Source organism: Marinomonas primoryensis (assembly GCF_013372285.1).
GTDB lineage: Bacteria > Pseudomonadota > Gammaproteobacteria > Pseudomonadales > Marinomonadaceae > Marinomonas > Marinomonas primoryensis.
The window spans coordinates 2,482,360-2,497,419 of the sequence record NZ_CP054301.1; the positions used below are offsets into that span (position 1 = coordinate 2,482,360).

Consider the following 15,060-nt stretch of genomic DNA (forward strand, 5'->3'; position numbering starts at 1 on the left):
AAGATAAGAAACAATAAAAAACCTAACAGACACAAAAAAGGGAAGGCACAAGCCTTCCCTTTAAATAACACTTGTAAAAAAAGAGTATTATTCGGCGAACACCACGGTTTTATTGCCGTGAACAAGCACTCGATCTTCTAAGTGATAGCGTAAACCACGGGACAGTACGAGTTTCTCAATGTCCTTTCCTAAGCGCACCATGTCTTCTGCAGCGTGACTATGACGTACACGAATGACGTCTTGCTCAATAATTGGTCCAGCGTCTAAATCCGCCGTCACGTAATGACAGGTTGCACCGATCAGCTTAACGCCACGAACCGCCGCCTGATGATAAGGCTTTGCGCCAATAAAAGACGGTAAGAAACTGTGGTGAATATTAATGACTCGATGACGATACTTTTCACACAAATATTCTGGGAAAATTTGCATATAACGAGCTAACACAATAGCGTCCGCTTGTGCGTCATCGATACACGCTTCAATTTGCTGAAACGCGGGCATCTTATTTTCTTTTGGTACAGGTATGCAGTGATATGGAATTTTATACCACTCAACCATGGAGCGAAGCGCTTCGTGGTTAGCAATCACGCCAACAATTTCGCAGTTCAATTCACCCGTGTGCCAGCGATGCATGATGTCATTAAGACAATGAGATTCTTTGGTCGCCATCAGTATCACTTTAGGACGATCTTCGCTGTCTTTAACATACCAGCGCATATTAAATTCTTCCGCGATAGACGCAAACTCTTCCCGAAAGGTTTCAACCGTAATCTTAAGACTTTCTGCGTCAATATCATGACGCATAAAGAACCACTTCTGCTCGATGTCTGTGTGATGGCTGGCCTCAATGATAGAGCCTTGGCGCTCATTCAAGAACTGGCTCACCGCCGCCACAATCCCCACTCTGTCAGGACAACTAATAACCAGACGAAATGTTTTTTTTCTCATAGTAAAAACTTCTAAACCTTTAAATTTCAGCAAGTTAAATCGTTCTTTCAACCTGCATTCATACTGTTTTTTTAATTACATCAAATCCACAATTTAAGTCTAAGACTTGTGCTTAATAACATAACATTGATGAATTTTGCTATTACGATCAAAGTCCGGATCAAAGGTCTCATGAGTAATATTTTTCACTTCGAACTCTTGCTCTAGATCTGCATCCAAAATAAAGCGACGATAGTTATTCGAAAATATTAACTCTCCGCCTTTTGCCAATCTAGCCATCGCTAAACGCAATAAATCGCCATGATCACGTTGAATATCTAGCACATCGGCCATTTTTTTCGAGTTTGAAAAAGTCGGAGGGTCCATGAATATCAAATCAAACACATCACGACTTTGCTTTAACCATTCGATACAGTCAGCGCGCTCAACTTGATGATTACGCTCAGAGAATTCATTTAATTCAATATTACGGCGCGCCCATTCTGTATAGGTATTCGACATGTCGACACTTAATGAGCTGCGAGCACCACCTTGACCAGCATGAACGGATGCTGTCGCTGTGTAACAAAAGAGATTTAAGAAACGTTTACCGTTGGCACGATCTTGAATCAGTTTTCGTACTGGTCGGTGATCCAAAAACAAACCCGTGTCTAGGTAATCTTTTAGATTCACAATGAAATCACAGCCGTATTCTTCAACGATCATTTCGTGCTTAGACTGGTCTAGTTTTTCATATTGCTCTTTGCCTGATTGACGTTGACGCTGTTTCAAGATCACATTGGATTCTGCGATATTTAACGCGGTTGGAATCGCAGACATCACTTCAAATAAACGTTGTTTGGCTTTTTCTGGATCAACACTTTTCGGTGCCTGATATTCCTGTACATGGGCCCAATCTTGATAGATATCGATCGCCACGGCGTATTCAGGCATGTCTGCATCGTAAACGCGATAACATTGAATTTTGTTGCTATCGACCCATTTTTTCATCTTTTTAACATTTTTCTGCAGACGATTGGCAAACATCTGAGCACCCGGAGTCATAACCGATTGCGCCACAACGTCTTCTTTAATTCGACCTTCTAACAGTGGGAAAATATAAGCACGACACTCAATACCACCGTTAATAACACGAGTACTTTTCTCAGGTCGTGCCGGGATTTGACGAGCCAAATGGTCATTGCTGGTCAGCATCATAAACTGCCATCCACGCACATGACTGACAACCCATTCACCCAATTGGCGATACAAAGCAATCAGCGCCATTTCGTCACCCATCCGCTCACCGTAAGGCGGGTTGGTAATCACTAAACCTGGTAATTCTGGATTAATATCAAATTCATGCTCTTGGAAAGGTGTCATTGCAACATCGATCACCCCAACCATGCCTGCACGTTTAATGCTTTCACGAGCCGCCGCGATCGCTCTCTGATCACGATCCGTACCTTGAAAGCGCAACCCTAGTTCAGCAGGGTCTTTTTTACGATTTTTAGCAAAATCCATCAGTTGTTGCCACATACGATGGTCATGCTGTTTCCAGCCCTTAAAGCCCCAGTATTGACGCCCTAACCCCGGCGCAATATCCAAAGACATCATCGCGGCTTCCACCAAGAAAGTCGCGGAACCACACATAGGATCAATCAATTGCGTTAAACCGCAATCTCTTCCCCAGCCAGCACGCATCAATAGGCCGGCCGCGAGGTTTTCTTTCAGTGGCGCCATACTGCCTTGTTGACGATAACCACGGCGATGCATACTTTCGCCCGATAAATCGATGCTTACCGTGACAACTTCACGTTTAATACGCAAAGCGATACGCACATCTGGCTGCTCTTTTTGAACATTTGGGCGCTCACCAGATAGCTCAACGAAATAGTCAGCAATCGCATCTTTGGCACGCACCGCACCAAACTGAGTATTGCGAATATGATGATTAGTACCGTGGCAATCAATGGCAATAGTATCGCTTGCTGACATATGATCAGACCACTTAATCGCCTTCACACCGTCATAAAGTTCATCGGCTGAATCGATTTTAAAGTTCGCGATCGGCAGCATCACTCGGGTTGCAACACGAGACCAAAGACACGCTTTATACATGCCTTCTAAATCGGTGGTTAATTTAACCTGCCCTTCGCCAAAACGGGTTTGTGTTAGGCCTTCATCATGCAGTTCTTTTTCTAAGACATTTTCCAATCCAAGAGGACAGGTTATCTCTAATGCGTAAACCTGACTTGCTGAATCCGTTGTCTGTAATATAGTGCTCATTTTAAAATTACTTTTTTAAATTTGAATGAATATTCGATATAAAAAGAAGGCGGAATCATTTTCCGCCTGCCACACAAGGCGCCCACTGGACACCTTGTTTTTCAATTCGATCTGTTTAAATGCCTAAATCAAGCTCTCGATAATAAGCGTCTGTGCTTGCTATCGCTTCTTTAATCAATTCTGGACCCTGATAAATCAAGCCAGAATAAATTTGTACCAATCTCGCACCAGCCTGAAGTTTTTCAACCGCATCCGCGCCACTTGAAATACCACCTACACCTATAATAGGTAATGTGTCTTTCAAATGCTCCGCTAACACTTTAACCACATGAGTCGATGCGTCACGTACTGGCGCGCCGCTCAGCCCACCAGCTTCTTTTTCAAACTGGTGGCCTAAAACAGCATCACGAGACAGCGTCGTATTGGTTGCAATAATACCATCAACACCCTGTTCTACTAATGTATCGGCGACCATTTTAATTTCATCATCACTCATATCTGGCGCAATTTTTACGGCCAATGGAACACGCTTACCATGTTCTGCTTCATAACGATCTCGAGCCGCCACCAGCGGCGCAATTAATTGCGCCAAGCTTTCTCCAAATTGAAGACTGCGTAACCCAGGTGTATTCGGCGAGCTGATGTTTGCCGTAATATAATCGGCGTAAGGAATAACCGTTTCTAAGCACGTTAAATAATCCGCCGCGGCATCTTCCACAGACGTGGTTAGGTTTTTACCAATATTCACACCCAATATACCCGGATAACGATGAGACTTTATCCGTGATACTAAATGATCCACGCCTTTGTTGTTAAAGCCCATGCGATTGATAATCGCATCATGCTCAGGTAACCGAAAAAGACGTGGCTTAGGATTACCAGCCTGCCCTTTAGGCGTCACGGTTCCGACTTCTACAAAACCGAAACCTAAAGCCCCTAATGCTTCAAAAGCGTCTGCATTCTTATCCAATCCAGCCGCTAAACCCACTGCATTGGGAAAACGCAAACCCATCACATCAACGGGCTTCGTAGATGGTAATCCACCTAAAAGCTTATTCAAACCCAATCGACTGCTTGCTGCAAGAAGATCCAATGACAATTCATGAGACACTTCTGGGTCTAATTTAAAAAGTAACGAGCGAGCAAGTTGGTACATAGTTAGGGCTCCTAGACAATTGAGATTAGGTGAATGCTGTATCTTAGCTGTGCTATCGAATTTGAGTGACGCCAATCAATTTATTCATGTCATCAAACTCTACTTCAAACACACCGTAGATCCCTTGGTGCGTTACAAAGCGCTGAAAGGCGGACAAAGGCAACTGTACTTTACGTCCATCTAGGCTACTCGCGACTAGATTTTTCGCTGAACCAGCATACATAGCCTCATATTTAAAAGCGGGCAAAGCCACATTTAAAACCACTTTTGCCATTTTTTCTTCCTGTGCTTACATTACCCTTACAGATATCACTCTGTGCGTAAAGATTTGAATCCGATAAGATGAAGACTATTATATTGCGTTGACACTTTTTTTGACAGAAGTATAAGGAATCTAGGTTCGATGGTAGCTGTAATTGAACAATTAAAAGACCACCTAAATCGCGCCGTCGTCGGCCAACCAGACTTAACCCATGAATTACTCGTCGCATTAATTGCGAATGGTCATGTGTTGCTAGAAGGGCCACCAGGTATCGCAAAAACCACCGCCGCCAAAGCGTTGGCCAGTGCCATCGACAGCCGTTTCCAACGTATTCAATTTACCCCTGATTTATTACCCGGCGACGTTACGGGTTCCGATATTTACCAACAAGAAACCGGACAGTTCAGTTTCATCCCTGGCCCTATCATGAACGATATCGTGCTGGCCGACGAGATCAACCGCGCGCCTGCCAAAGTACAATCTGCGTTATTAGAAGCCATGGGCGAAAGACAAGTTACAGTGGGCAACCATAGCTACACTTTATCGGATTTGTTCTTTGTTATTGCGACACAAAACCCGATTGAGCAAGAAGGGACGTATCCGTTACCAGAAGCCCAACTTGATCGTTTTATGATGAAGATTAACCTTGGTTATCCAAGTGCCGCTAGCGAACTAGAAGTACTAAGATTAGTGCGACAACAGGATCTTCATAAAACATCCGTAAGTACCTCTCAGCCCTTATGTAAACCAAGTGATATTTTGGCACTGCAACAAAAAGCCTTGTCCTTATACATGTCGGAAAGTGTCGAGCAATACATAGTGCAATTGGTCATGGCCACGAGACAGCCTGAGCTTTATTTAGGCGATGCAGGTAAAGGAACGAACTTAATTGAGTTTGGCGCTAGCCCACGCGGCACATTGGCTCTCGATCGTTGCGCACGGGCAAACGCTTTATTGGATGGACGGGACTTTGTAACGCCCGATGATGTGCGTCAAATTGCGTTACCGGTTTTGCGCCATCGCATCATTACTACCTTTGAAGCCCAAGCCGCCGGGTTATCCGTTGACGATCTATTAAAACGATTGATTAGTCACGTTCCAGCGTTGTAACTCAAGGCTCACTAACTCAAAGAACAGCAATACAAGGCCCCCTAAACGATGAGCCCATTATTATCACCCGAGTCTCCTGAGTTGGATGACGCCCATTTTGCCCTATTAGCACATTACGCTAAGCATTTAGGGCGAGCACCAAAAGCCATTCGCTTTGCAACGAATGCCGGTGATCGCCGCTCTCGACAAAAGGGTCACGGCATGGAAATGCTCGAACTACGTGCCTATCAAGCCAGCGATGACTTAAGACACATCGACTGGCGTGTTACGGCTCGTACCGGTCAAGCACATACTCGGCTTTACGCGCAGGAAAACGATCACCAGCGGCTTTTATTGTTAGATCTTTCTAGTAGCGCCTACTTTGGAACACGTCACACTTTTATTTCCACACGACTGATCCAGCTGGCAGGTATTATTGCATGGCGCTCAAAACAGCAAGGCGACACGCTCTCCTACCGTTTAACCTACGGCTCGGAAGAACACGCCAGCAATAAATCTGGAACCCTGTCGTCGCTATTAAGCCAACTAAAAGAGGCGTCTCACCTAGAACACAGAACCAATGAGAGTCGCCCTGATAGTATTTGGTCAAACACCTTGCTAACAAATAAGATGCACAATAAAGACGTGATTATTCTGACGGACAAACAAACGTGGAGCGACAGCGAAGAAAGCACACTAATGCAGCTCGCCAAACACAATTCGGTACATTGGATACAAATCATCGATAGCAATGTTTATAACCTGCCCGCAGGCCAATATCAGATGGCCGACCGTCACGGCGTCAAACAAGTGAACATTAGTAAACACAGTATGCAGCAGGCAAAAATAGATTTTTTTGAACAAAATGCGCTGATGCGTAAAAAACTGGCCGCGTTTGGTATTCGCCACCAACTATTTGACATCACTGAATCACCAGAAAAAATAGCGCGCTATTTGCTGTCTCAAGGAGCGCTACACTGATGCCTACCGCTCCCGTACAGGCAACCATAGATTTGCCCAACAAAGCCTACTTACTGCCTCAATCTATCCCTATGTGGCCGCCTGTTTGGTGGACTTGGTTGGTCTTGGCTGCCATTGTTTTATTGATAATTGGCGTCATTATTTTCTTTTATCGACGCCATCAAAAATACGCCTATCGTCGAGAAGCACTTTCTACCATCAGAGCAACATCAAGTGAATTGGCAGACAAAGCCTGCATTTTACTGTGTCATGAAATGATTCGTCGATGTCTGATAAGTGAAGGGGAAAACGAAATAGCGGCCTTACCTAGCGCCACGCTGCTACAAAAAATTGACAGCGCCATGCCAGAAAAACATCACTTTTCGGCACTGGGTTCTGACTTCGTAGATGGGCTATACCGCGACCATATTGAGTTAACCCCTGAACAGCGGAAAGAAATGATAAACGTCACTTGCTACTGGATAAGGAAACACCATGCTTGAGCTTTCTTGGCCTTGGTTTCTGCTTATTCTACCCTTGCCATTCATCCTGTATTTCCTTCCCAAAACCAAAGTGAAAGGCGATGGCATCTGGTGGGGTAATACGTCACAACTAATTCATCATCAGGGCAGTAACGTTCTTCCTAGAAACCCAACACTTAGATATGCCTGCATAGCACTTAGCTGGTTTTTGTTGGTATTGGCCATAGCTCAACCGGTCTGGTTAGGCGAACCAACAAAAGTCACACCATCTGGGCGTGACTTACTTATCGCGTTGGATTTATCGGGCAGCATGCAAGTCACCGATATGACGCTCAATGACCAACCAGAAAACCGCCTCGAAGCGGCTAAATCGGTCTTGTCCGACTTTATAAAAGAACGACGAGGTGATCGCATTGGTATTATCGTCTTTGGTACGAAAGCCTACCTTCAAGCGCCGTTGAGTTTTGATACCAAGACCATTAATCAGCTGGTCCAAGAAACTCAAATTGGCTTTGCTGGAGAACAAACCGCCATCGGCGATGCGATCGGGTTGGGCATTAAAAGACTTGAAGACAAACCATCCGACAAAAAAGTACTTATTCTCATGACAGACGGCGCCAATACCGCAGGGCGAGTTCAACCACAACAAGCGGCCACCTTTGCCGCTTCACAAAATGTTCGCATACACACCATCGGCATAGGGGCTGATAGCATGATGGTGCAAAGCTTCTTTGGCCCAAAAGCCATTAACCCCTCCAGCGATCTAGACGAAACTTTGTTAAAAAATATTGCCGCTCAAACTGGCGGAGAGTATTTTCGTGCCAAAAGCACCGAAGACCTACGAGCCATCTACCAGACCCTAGATGCGTTAGAGCCCACTCCAGCGGAAGATATTTGGCAGCGGCCGCTAACCAGCCTGTTTCACTGGTTAGGCTTTGGGTCTGTTGCTTTTCTAGCTTTGTCGTTACTTGCCAGTCGACAAGTTTCTTTGAGAACAAGGAATTGGCGTAAAGGAGATCGCTTATGATGTTTTTTGACGTCGTTCATTTTGAGCGCCCCTACTGGCTTCTTTTTATCCCACTCACTCTGCTAGTAGCTTTTTTCTTTCGCCTAAACAATTCGAAGAAAAATACCTTACATAAAGTGGTTGATCCAAACTTACTCAACCACCTTGTTTATAAAAACGCATCCAATAACCTGAATATGTGGCTAGGACTGATAGCGCTTACTTTGTGTTGGATTGGCTTAGCTGGCGTAAGCTGGACAAAAAACCCAACAACCATGTTCGAAAACACCCAGAAAACCGTTTTAATTGTTGATCAGTCTTTGTCTATGTACGCCACAGACATCAAACCCAATAGACAGACCCAATTAAAACAAACAGTTAGAGACATTTTAGAGCAAAGTAAAGAAGGCGAAATAGCCTTAGTTGCCTTCGCAGGCGAAGGCTTTATTATTAGCCCCTTTAGCCAAGACAGAGAGACCATCACGCATTTTTTGTTGGCGCTCGACCCCATTATTATGCCCGTGTATGGCGGCAATTTAAGCAGCGGAGTCGCAACCGCCTTATCACTCAATAAAGACGATTCAGCTCCTTTGCATCTAATCATTTTCACCGATGACCTTAGCCAGCTTGATAAAGAAAAGGTTCCAACACTATTAAAAGGCCTCAACATACAGTTGGATATAGTTGCGGTAGGCACTCCACAAGGCGGACCAATTAAACTTCCTGACGGCCAAGTTTTGAAAAAAAATGGCATGAATGTTATTCCAACAGTGCCTATATCCGATTTAAAAGCGCTAACCACAAATCTTGGAGGCACATTTCACCAAGGGCGATTAACGTCTCGTGAGCTTGCGCAAATAACCAGCACATCACTGAATAACGAACAAACTCAAAAGGCCCAAAATAAAAGCATTCACTGGACCGAACAAGGACAATGGTTTGCGCTGCCCTTTCTGTTCTGGCTCGCGTTCCAGTTTAGAAAGGGCATGGTGTTGATGCTTTTCATCGGTTTATTTTCTTTGCCTGCTGAAAAGCTGCAAGCATCGCCTCTGGATTGGTTTTTGACTCAAGACCAAAAAGGCCAGCACGCAGTTGATCAAGGAAACTGGCAAAAAGCCGATCGCCTTTTCCAACAACCAAACTGGAAGGCCGCGTCGTCTTATGCGTTAAAAAATTACCCCGCAGCAATACAAGCACTGGATAAACTCGACAAAAACGCGGCAGAAAATTACAACCTAGGTAACGCGTTGGCCTTGTCTGGCGACACAAAGAAAGCGATGCAAGCGTATGAAACAGCGCTAGAGCAAGACCCATCCTTAAAAGCCGCCAAAGAAAACCTCGAATACTTAAAACAACAAGAGCAAGAGCAAGAACAAAAAAAGAAAGAGCAACAAGAAAAAGATGAACAGGCTTCTACAAAACAAAATGAAGAGAAGGATCAGAACAAACAGCCAAGTCAATCTGACTCTAATGATAAAAATGACTCAAAAGACCCATCTGATTCAAAAAAAGACAATAAAAAGAACGAAAAACAAGACAACAACAAAACACCTGAGGATAATGAACAAAATAAAAACTCAGACAGCAAAAATAAGAATGAACAAGCTAAAACAACCTTAGACAAAGAAAAAGAGCAGGCATTAAACCAATGGCTAAAGCAAATCCAAGACGACCCTGGAAAGCTTCTACAGCGCAAACTTTGGTATTTGCATCAAGAAAAACGCAATGAAAATCGATTTACGCAAGAGGATGGGCAAAACCCATGGTAATAAAGCAATACTTCTTTTCATTAACTTCGCTAAACAAGCTCAGCCGTTTGTTTTACTCATTAATGGCTGCCCTGCTTTTTATCACCTTATCAAGCTCTCTTCATGCAGCAAGCGTTACTGCGTCTCTCAACAAAGAAGTCACCATTGAAAATGAAGTTGTGCAACTCACATTACGAGCGGACTTTTCTGATACTGGGAATGGCCCGGATCTCACACCACTACAACGTGACTTTGATATCTTAGGCAAAAGCCAAAACAGTCAATTTAGCTTTAACTTAGGCACCAGTACGGCATTAAATTTTTGGGTCGTTTCATTAATGCCAAAATCCGTTGGTACGGTCGAAATCCCTCCCATTAAAATTGGCGCCCATGAATCTGAACCAATAAGATTAGTCATTAAAAGCTCTCCTCAACTCATGGACAGCAACGGTAACCCTCCCGTCATCATGAGAACTGAAGTGTCTGAAATAGAACCGTATTTACAACAAGAAGTCATTTTAAGCATCAAACTGTACACCTCAGTCGCTATGCAAAATGCCAATCGTTCCGTACCTTCTCATCCTGACCTTGTCATCGAAAGACTGATTGACGATCAAATGAACTACGAAACCATCAACGGCACACAATATCAGGTATTAACCCGCGACTATTTGGCGTTTCCCCAACGCAGTGGCATATTGACTATACCGCCACAAAGCATACAAGCGATGATCAACACCTCGACGGGTAGAAGGATGATCAAGGTTCAAAGTGAACCTCTTAATCTACAAGTCTTGCCTATCCCAGCCAGCTATTCAAGTGACACCTGGTTGCCTAGTCAAGAAGTGACAGTATCAACCTCTTTAAGCAAGACAAACGACGCCCCTAGAGTGGGTGACACTCTCATTTGGACCATTAATATTAATGCCAAAGGCGCACTGCCTGAACAAATCCCAACACTGGACTTTAATAGCACACCTAACTATAAGCTTTACCCAAAACCACCCAAATTCGACAATCAAAAAACAGCCAATGGCGTCACAGGCAATCAAACCATCATCGTTGAAGTCGTGCCAACCGAAGAAGGCAGCTTAGCACTACCCGATATCAACATTGCTTATTGGGATACAGAGCAAAGAATCATTAGGACAGCGACAGCATCCACTAAAGAAATCAACATTGCTCCACTGCCAAACAGCTCAAATGAAACCGTCAAAAAAGAAGCCGATAAAGCGACCATCAGTGAACCTTTGCCAGCACAAACTCGCTCAGTTGCCCCTATTTCATTAGCGAAAAAACCGATCGTTAAAACAATAGAACCGAGTGAATTAGACATTGAGCTGACACAAGCAGATCAAGACTTCTCTTTTCGTCACTACCTTGTCATTGGTTTATTACTATTAGCCATTTTTCTAATGGGGGCTTGGTTAACCATCTGGTTTAAACGCAGAAAAGCACAGCCTGACACCCTCAACCACGTCCCAACATTGCAAGAGTTCGCACCTCTTAGCACAATGGATGAACAAAGCGCCTATAAAACGCTAATAACGTGCTGCCGGCAAAATAATCTACCTCAACTCAGATCAAGCCTGCTGGAGTGGGCTCGTCATCGATGGGGAGACGATGAAATTCGTAGCGTCGATGATATAAAGCGATTAACGTCCGTTCAGGTCACGCAACTCCTAATGGAGTCTGAATTGATGATGTACTCCAATAACCCCAGCCATGAGTGGCAAGGCGAACTTCTTGCCGTCGCACTAGAAGAGTACACCAGCGGCCAAGCCAAACCCTCTCAGGCGAGTCAGCTAAAAACACTTTACCCAAACTTTTAATTTCGCCGGGTTTTCTAAAAGGGCCACCATGACGACACCATTCCAGTCAGGCATTATCGCCCAGGCGTCAAGTGACGCCCTTTTTAATTACGCTCAATCTTAATAGGTTAGAAATAGATGCATTTAAAGCCGCTTTAGCCGTCGCTCCTGCCCTTATTACTCAGCTTCATAACCAGTGTTATAGACACACACTTGCACGTAGTCATAGGCCTCAGCAGCTTAATATGGGATGAGTTAGATACAATACGCTCCCGACAGCCTACGGCTTTCCCCACATTGTAGACAAAGAAATGGAAGTAAAATCCATGAAGTCGATCTTGCCCTTCACGGTCGATCGTCTCGCCATGACGCTACCTACCAAGTACGCTTTACTCAGCTTTCGGTACAAGTGTCACATTAGCGGAAGACGTCAGCCGTTTTAAATACATGAATAACCGAGACTTAACTGGATTTGTAGATGGGGACGAAAATACTGAAGGCGAACAACGTAAAACAATCGCGCCGGTAGGTAACGAAGGTCCCGATTTAAAAAAATCGGCTCATATTCAAATTTAATTCGCTTCGTTTACAATTTAGAAAGGTGAGAAAAAGAGGATCTGAAAACGCAACAATGTGTATATGGTCGCACTAAACACACCAACCAAGAACCTCCTTCCTCTAAAAAATCTGCTCAGGCGCACACTAAACGCACCTCACTAAAAGATGAAAATGAATGTGCAATGGAAATATTGCGAAGTATTCCTTTTGCATCTTTGACAGAAAAAGGCCTTATGTTTGCAAGCTAAAGTAAGACGCCGACAACCTTTAATACTATGCTGAAAAGCATGATAAAAGGTGATCAGAAGGGTAATACCGCTCACTTAATGAAATACCCTAGGGCAACAACGGCACAAGCTTTCTTTCTACCTGCAAATGATTGGTTAACATCACTTTCAAACTAACATAATAGAACAATAAAAAAGCCACTCTATATGAGTGGCTTTTTTAGACAAAAAATAAGCTTATCGCTCTATTTCAGCTTTATTTTTTAAAAAGTCCTGCTGGCCCTGGGTACTAAGACTCGCTTGGGTTTGATTCAAGTAACGCTCGTAGACAAGTTTCTGATCATCAGAAACCAACTCACTACCAGCATCAATTTTATTCAACCTAATCAAAGCCAAATCACCGTTTGATAAGCCCTTAACTTCAATCACAGGATCACCGTTTGGGTGAGGCAAAGAGAAAGCCAATGACGTCATTTCATCTTGACCACGCTTAGCACCTTCAACAGAAGACCATTCAGTAGCACGTGCACTTTTCGCCGCATCTGCTTTCACACGAAGAGAAGCAACTGCTTTATTTTGAACCACTATCGAAGCAACCTGCTCCTTCGTATCGTCATAAGACTGGAAAGCTTCCTGTTTATGATCATTCAAATGCAACACAGCAACTTGGTCATCATTTAATTCTATCAAGTTACTATTTTGGCCATCTTCCAACACCGCATTGCCAAATGCAGCCGCAATAACCGCTGCGTTACTAGTCACTTCATCAGAACCGCCATCACGCCCGAAATACGCACTTTGAAGAACGTCTACGCCGTATTCTTTTGCGATGATATCTAATTTGTCACTAGCGTAAGCTAGATCGGTAATATCTTCATGTGCAGTCAACAACGCATCGACTGCCTTAGCTTCCAATAGCCCTTGCTTCAACTCTGCTTCTTTCGACGCAAATGTTGGTACGTCTGGCTTAGTAATATCATTCAATTTAATAAGGTGATAACCAAACCCACTCTTAACAGATTTTAGCTCGCCCTTTTTCATTGAAAATAACGCATCGTCAAAAGCTTGATCTATCGTGCCTTTTTCAACATAACCTAGATTACCGCCATCATTTTTCGAGCCAATATCATCAGAATATTCAGCCGCCAAGTCTGCAAAATCTTCACCGGACTTTAACTTGGCCTGAACTTCTTCAAGGCGACTTTCAGCGTCTTTATCACTTCGATCTGCTGTATCAATCAAAATATGTGACGCCGATCTTTCTTCTTGAACAAAACTTGAAATAGATGCTTGGTAAGCATCTTGCAACTCCGCATCCGTCACATTGACCTTGCTGTAAAAATCCGAACTGGAAATTACAACGTAATTAACTTTAACTTGTTCAGGCGTTTTAAAACTTTCTTTATTGGCATCGTAATACGCTTTTAACTCATCATCTGACACACTGGTGTTTTCCGACTCATCCGCCAAAGAGAACGAAACATAATCATACGTTCTTTCTTGTGATTGCAACTTAGAGACGCTGTCTACTTGATAAGGTAAAACAAATTCTGAGCCTGAGATTGCATTGCGAGGCTGTTGAATCAAAACATCTTGCTTAATGCGCTCTTTAAAAGCGAGCGGCGTAAAACCAAGAGAACGGATGAAGTTAAGATATGTATTTTGGTCAAACTGACCATTAACTTGAAACTGTTCAGCTTGTAATAAATAAGCATCTACTTGAGCATCTGACACTCCTAAACCCAACCCTTTAGCCTGATTGGCTAATACAACACGCTGAACCAGCTCCTCTAGAGCTCTACGTTGAAGTAAATTATCTTCAAGTAATGCAGGGTTAACTTGCCCACCCATCATTGAAATTAATTGTCGACGTTGAGTTTCTGCTCCTTGCAACATCTGTGTTCGAGTAATCTCAACCCCGTCAACTTTTGCAACACTGTCCGAAGAAATAAAGCTGTTGACTAAGGCGTCTACTCCAAATAAAGCAAACGTCACAACGATAAAACCAACGATGATCTTTACCACAATGCCTTGTGACTTATCTCTGATATCCTGGAGCATTACTGCCTCCAAATGAGTTAATGAATGACAAATAAAAAAGGTGCATTCCACTTGGAATACACCTTTTGTGTCTAATGGCGGAACAGACGGGACTCGAACCCGCGACCCCCTGCGTGACAGGCAGGTATTCTAACCAACTGAACTACTGCTCCAAAAACATTAGTTTACAGCGTCTTTTAGACCTTTACCGGCTTTAAAACCAGGAACTTTCGCTGCTTTAATTTGGATTTCCTCACCAGTTTGAGGATTACGGCCTGTACGTGCCGCACGTTCTTTTACTGCAAAAGTACCAAAACCAACTAGTGTAACCTGGTCACCTTTTGCCAAAGCCGCTTCAATTGCTTTTAAAGTAGCGTCAAGAGCATTATTTGCAGAAGCTTTAGATAAATCAGCAGACGCCGCAATAGCATCAATCAATTCAGATTTGTTCACGTTGTACCCCTTCAGTATTTTCTTGGATCCTTAGTTTTTTTCGGCGCAGTAT

The 15,060-nt window shown here is 43.6% G+C and carries 13 protein-coding genes and 1 tRNA gene; 7 read left to right on the forward strand and 7 right to left on the reverse strand.

Annotation, left to right across the window (positions count from 1 at the left end; genetic code table 11):
• Positions 1-87: 87 nt before the first annotated feature.
• The 4 genes from purU to MP3633_RS11530 all read right to left on the reverse strand — a co-directional run bounded on the left by purU (position 88) and on the right by MP3633_RS11530 (position 4,646).
• Positions 88-948 carry a formyltetrahydrofolate deformylase gene (gene purU, locus MP3633_RS11515; protein ID WP_176335653.1) on the reverse strand — a complete coding sequence of 287 codons (861 nt, stop codon included), beginning with the start codon at positions 946-948 and terminating at the stop codon, positions 88-90.
• Positions 949-1,047: 99 nt separating this feature from the next.
• The gene (rlmKL, locus tag MP3633_RS11520; protein WP_176335654.1) at positions 1,048-3,216 is read right to left on the reverse strand and encodes a bifunctional 23S rRNA (guanine(2069)-N(7))-methyltransferase RlmK/23S rRNA (guanine(2445)-N(2))-methyltransferase RlmL; all 2,169 of its coding nucleotides are present in this window, start codon (positions 3,214-3,216) and stop codon (positions 1,048-1,050) included.
• Between the two features lie 115 nt (positions 3,217-3,331).
• Positions 3,332-4,372, reverse strand: coding sequence for a quinone-dependent dihydroorotate dehydrogenase (locus tag MP3633_RS11525; protein ID WP_112138044.1), 1,041 nt, complete (start codon positions 4,370-4,372; stop codon positions 3,332-3,334).
• A gap of 52 nt (positions 4,373-4,424) precedes the next feature.
• Complete coding sequence (locus tag MP3633_RS11530) at positions 4,425-4,646, reverse strand: DUF2835 family protein (RefSeq protein ID WP_112138043.1); 222 nt, start codon at positions 4,644-4,646, stop codon at positions 4,425-4,427.
• Between the two features lie 129 nt (positions 4,647-4,775).
• Here MP3633_RS11530 and MP3633_RS11535 point away from each other — a divergent pair, with 129 nt between their 5' ends.
• From MP3633_RS11535 to MP3633_RS19140, 7 genes are all read left to right on the forward strand, one after another.
• The gene (locus tag MP3633_RS11535; RefSeq protein ID WP_112138041.1) at positions 4,776-5,744 is read left to right on the forward strand and encodes an AAA family ATPase; all 969 of its coding nucleotides are present in this window, start codon (positions 4,776-4,778) and stop codon (positions 5,742-5,744) included.
• A gap of 48 nt (positions 5,745-5,792) precedes the next feature.
• On the forward strand, positions 5,793-6,704 hold the full coding sequence (locus MP3633_RS11540; RefSeq protein WP_176335655.1) for a DUF58 domain-containing protein: 912 nt from the start codon (positions 5,793-5,795) through the stop codon (positions 6,702-6,704).
• Complete coding sequence (locus MP3633_RS11545; RefSeq protein WP_176335656.1) at positions 6,704-7,186, forward strand: DUF4381 domain-containing protein; 483 nt, start codon at positions 6,704-6,706, stop codon at positions 7,184-7,186. Before MP3633_RS11540 ends, MP3633_RS11545 begins: the two co-directional genes overlap by 1 nt.
• Positions 7,179-8,192: a vWA domain-containing protein gene (locus MP3633_RS11550; RefSeq protein WP_176335657.1), complete on the forward strand. Its 1,014-nt coding sequence runs from the start codon at positions 7,179-7,181 to the stop codon at positions 8,190-8,192. The genes MP3633_RS11545 and MP3633_RS11550 overlap by 8 nt, the downstream gene beginning before the upstream one ends.
• Entirely contained in the window at positions 8,189-9,940 is a 1,752-nt protein-coding gene (locus tag MP3633_RS11555; protein ID WP_176335658.1) for a vWA domain-containing protein, read from the forward strand. The genes MP3633_RS11550 and MP3633_RS11555 overlap by 4 nt, the downstream gene beginning before the upstream one ends.
• Positions 9,934-11,751, forward strand: a complete 1,818-nt coding sequence (locus MP3633_RS11560) for a BatD family protein (protein WP_176335659.1) — start codon at positions 9,934-9,936, stop codon at positions 11,749-11,751. The genes MP3633_RS11555 and MP3633_RS11560 overlap by 7 nt, the downstream gene beginning before the upstream one ends.
• 596 nt (positions 11,752-12,347) lie before the next feature.
• On the forward strand, positions 12,348-12,536 hold the full coding sequence (locus tag MP3633_RS19140) for a Dyp-type peroxidase (RefSeq protein WP_176336795.1): 189 nt from the start codon (positions 12,348-12,350) through the stop codon (positions 12,534-12,536).
• 216 nt (positions 12,537-12,752) lie between these two features.
• Here MP3633_RS19140 and MP3633_RS11575 read toward each other — a convergent pair whose 3' ends face one another.
• The 3 genes from MP3633_RS11575 to MP3633_RS11585 all read right to left on the reverse strand — a co-directional run bounded on the left by MP3633_RS11575 (position 12,753) and on the right by MP3633_RS11585 (position 15,008).
• Positions 12,753-14,576 carry a SurA N-terminal domain-containing protein gene (locus MP3633_RS11575; protein ID WP_176335660.1) on the reverse strand — a complete coding sequence of 608 codons (1,824 nt, stop codon included), beginning with the start codon at positions 14,574-14,576 and terminating at the stop codon, positions 12,753-12,755.
• A 75-nt stretch (positions 14,577-14,651) separates the two neighbouring features.
• Positions 14,652-14,728: transfer RNA gene (locus MP3633_RS11580), tRNA-Asp, on the reverse strand.
• 7 nt (positions 14,729-14,735) lie between these two features.
• On the reverse strand, positions 14,736-15,008 hold the full coding sequence (locus MP3633_RS11585; RefSeq protein WP_024022860.1) for an HU family DNA-binding protein: 273 nt from the start codon (positions 15,006-15,008) through the stop codon (positions 14,736-14,738).
• Positions 15,009-15,060: the final 52 nt, after the last annotated feature.

What these genes read in the sequence shown, in the direction of transcription:
- purU (WP_176335653.1), bottom strand. Translation starts at nt 948, where the DNA reads ATGAGAAAAAAAACATTTCGTCTGGTTATTAGTTGTCCTGACAGAGTG.
- rlmKL (WP_176335654.1), bottom strand. Translation starts at nt 3,216, where the DNA reads ATGAGCACTATATTACAGACAACGGATTCAGCAAGTCAGGTTTACGCA.
- MP3633_RS11525 (WP_112138044.1), bottom strand. Translation starts at nt 4,372, where the DNA reads ATGTACCAACTTGCTCGCTCGTTACTTTTTAAATTAGACCCAGAAGTG.
- MP3633_RS11530 (WP_112138043.1), bottom strand. Translation starts at nt 4,646, where the DNA reads ATGGCAAAAGTGGTTTTAAATGTGGCTTTGCCCGCTTTTAAATATGAG.
- MP3633_RS11535 (WP_112138041.1), top strand. Translation starts at nt 4,776, where the DNA reads ATGGTAGCTGTAATTGAACAATTAAAAGACCACCTAAATCGCGCCGTC.
- MP3633_RS11540 (WP_176335655.1), top strand. Translation starts at nt 5,793, where the DNA reads ATGAGCCCATTATTATCACCCGAGTCTCCTGAGTTGGATGACGCCCAT.
- MP3633_RS11545 (WP_176335656.1), top strand. Translation starts at nt 6,704, where the DNA reads ATGCCTACCGCTCCCGTACAGGCAACCATAGATTTGCCCAACAAAGCC.
- MP3633_RS11550 (WP_176335657.1), top strand. Translation starts at nt 7,179, where the DNA reads ATGCTTGAGCTTTCTTGGCCTTGGTTTCTGCTTATTCTACCCTTGCCA.
- MP3633_RS11555 (WP_176335658.1), top strand. Translation starts at nt 8,189, where the DNA reads ATGATGTTTTTTGACGTCGTTCATTTTGAGCGCCCCTACTGGCTTCTT.
- MP3633_RS11560 (WP_176335659.1), top strand. Translation starts at nt 9,934, where the DNA reads ATGGTAATAAAGCAATACTTCTTTTCATTAACTTCGCTAAACAAGCTC.
- MP3633_RS11575 (WP_176335660.1), bottom strand. Translation starts at nt 14,576, where the DNA reads ATGCTCCAGGATATCAGAGATAAGTCACAAGGCATTGTGGTAAAGATC.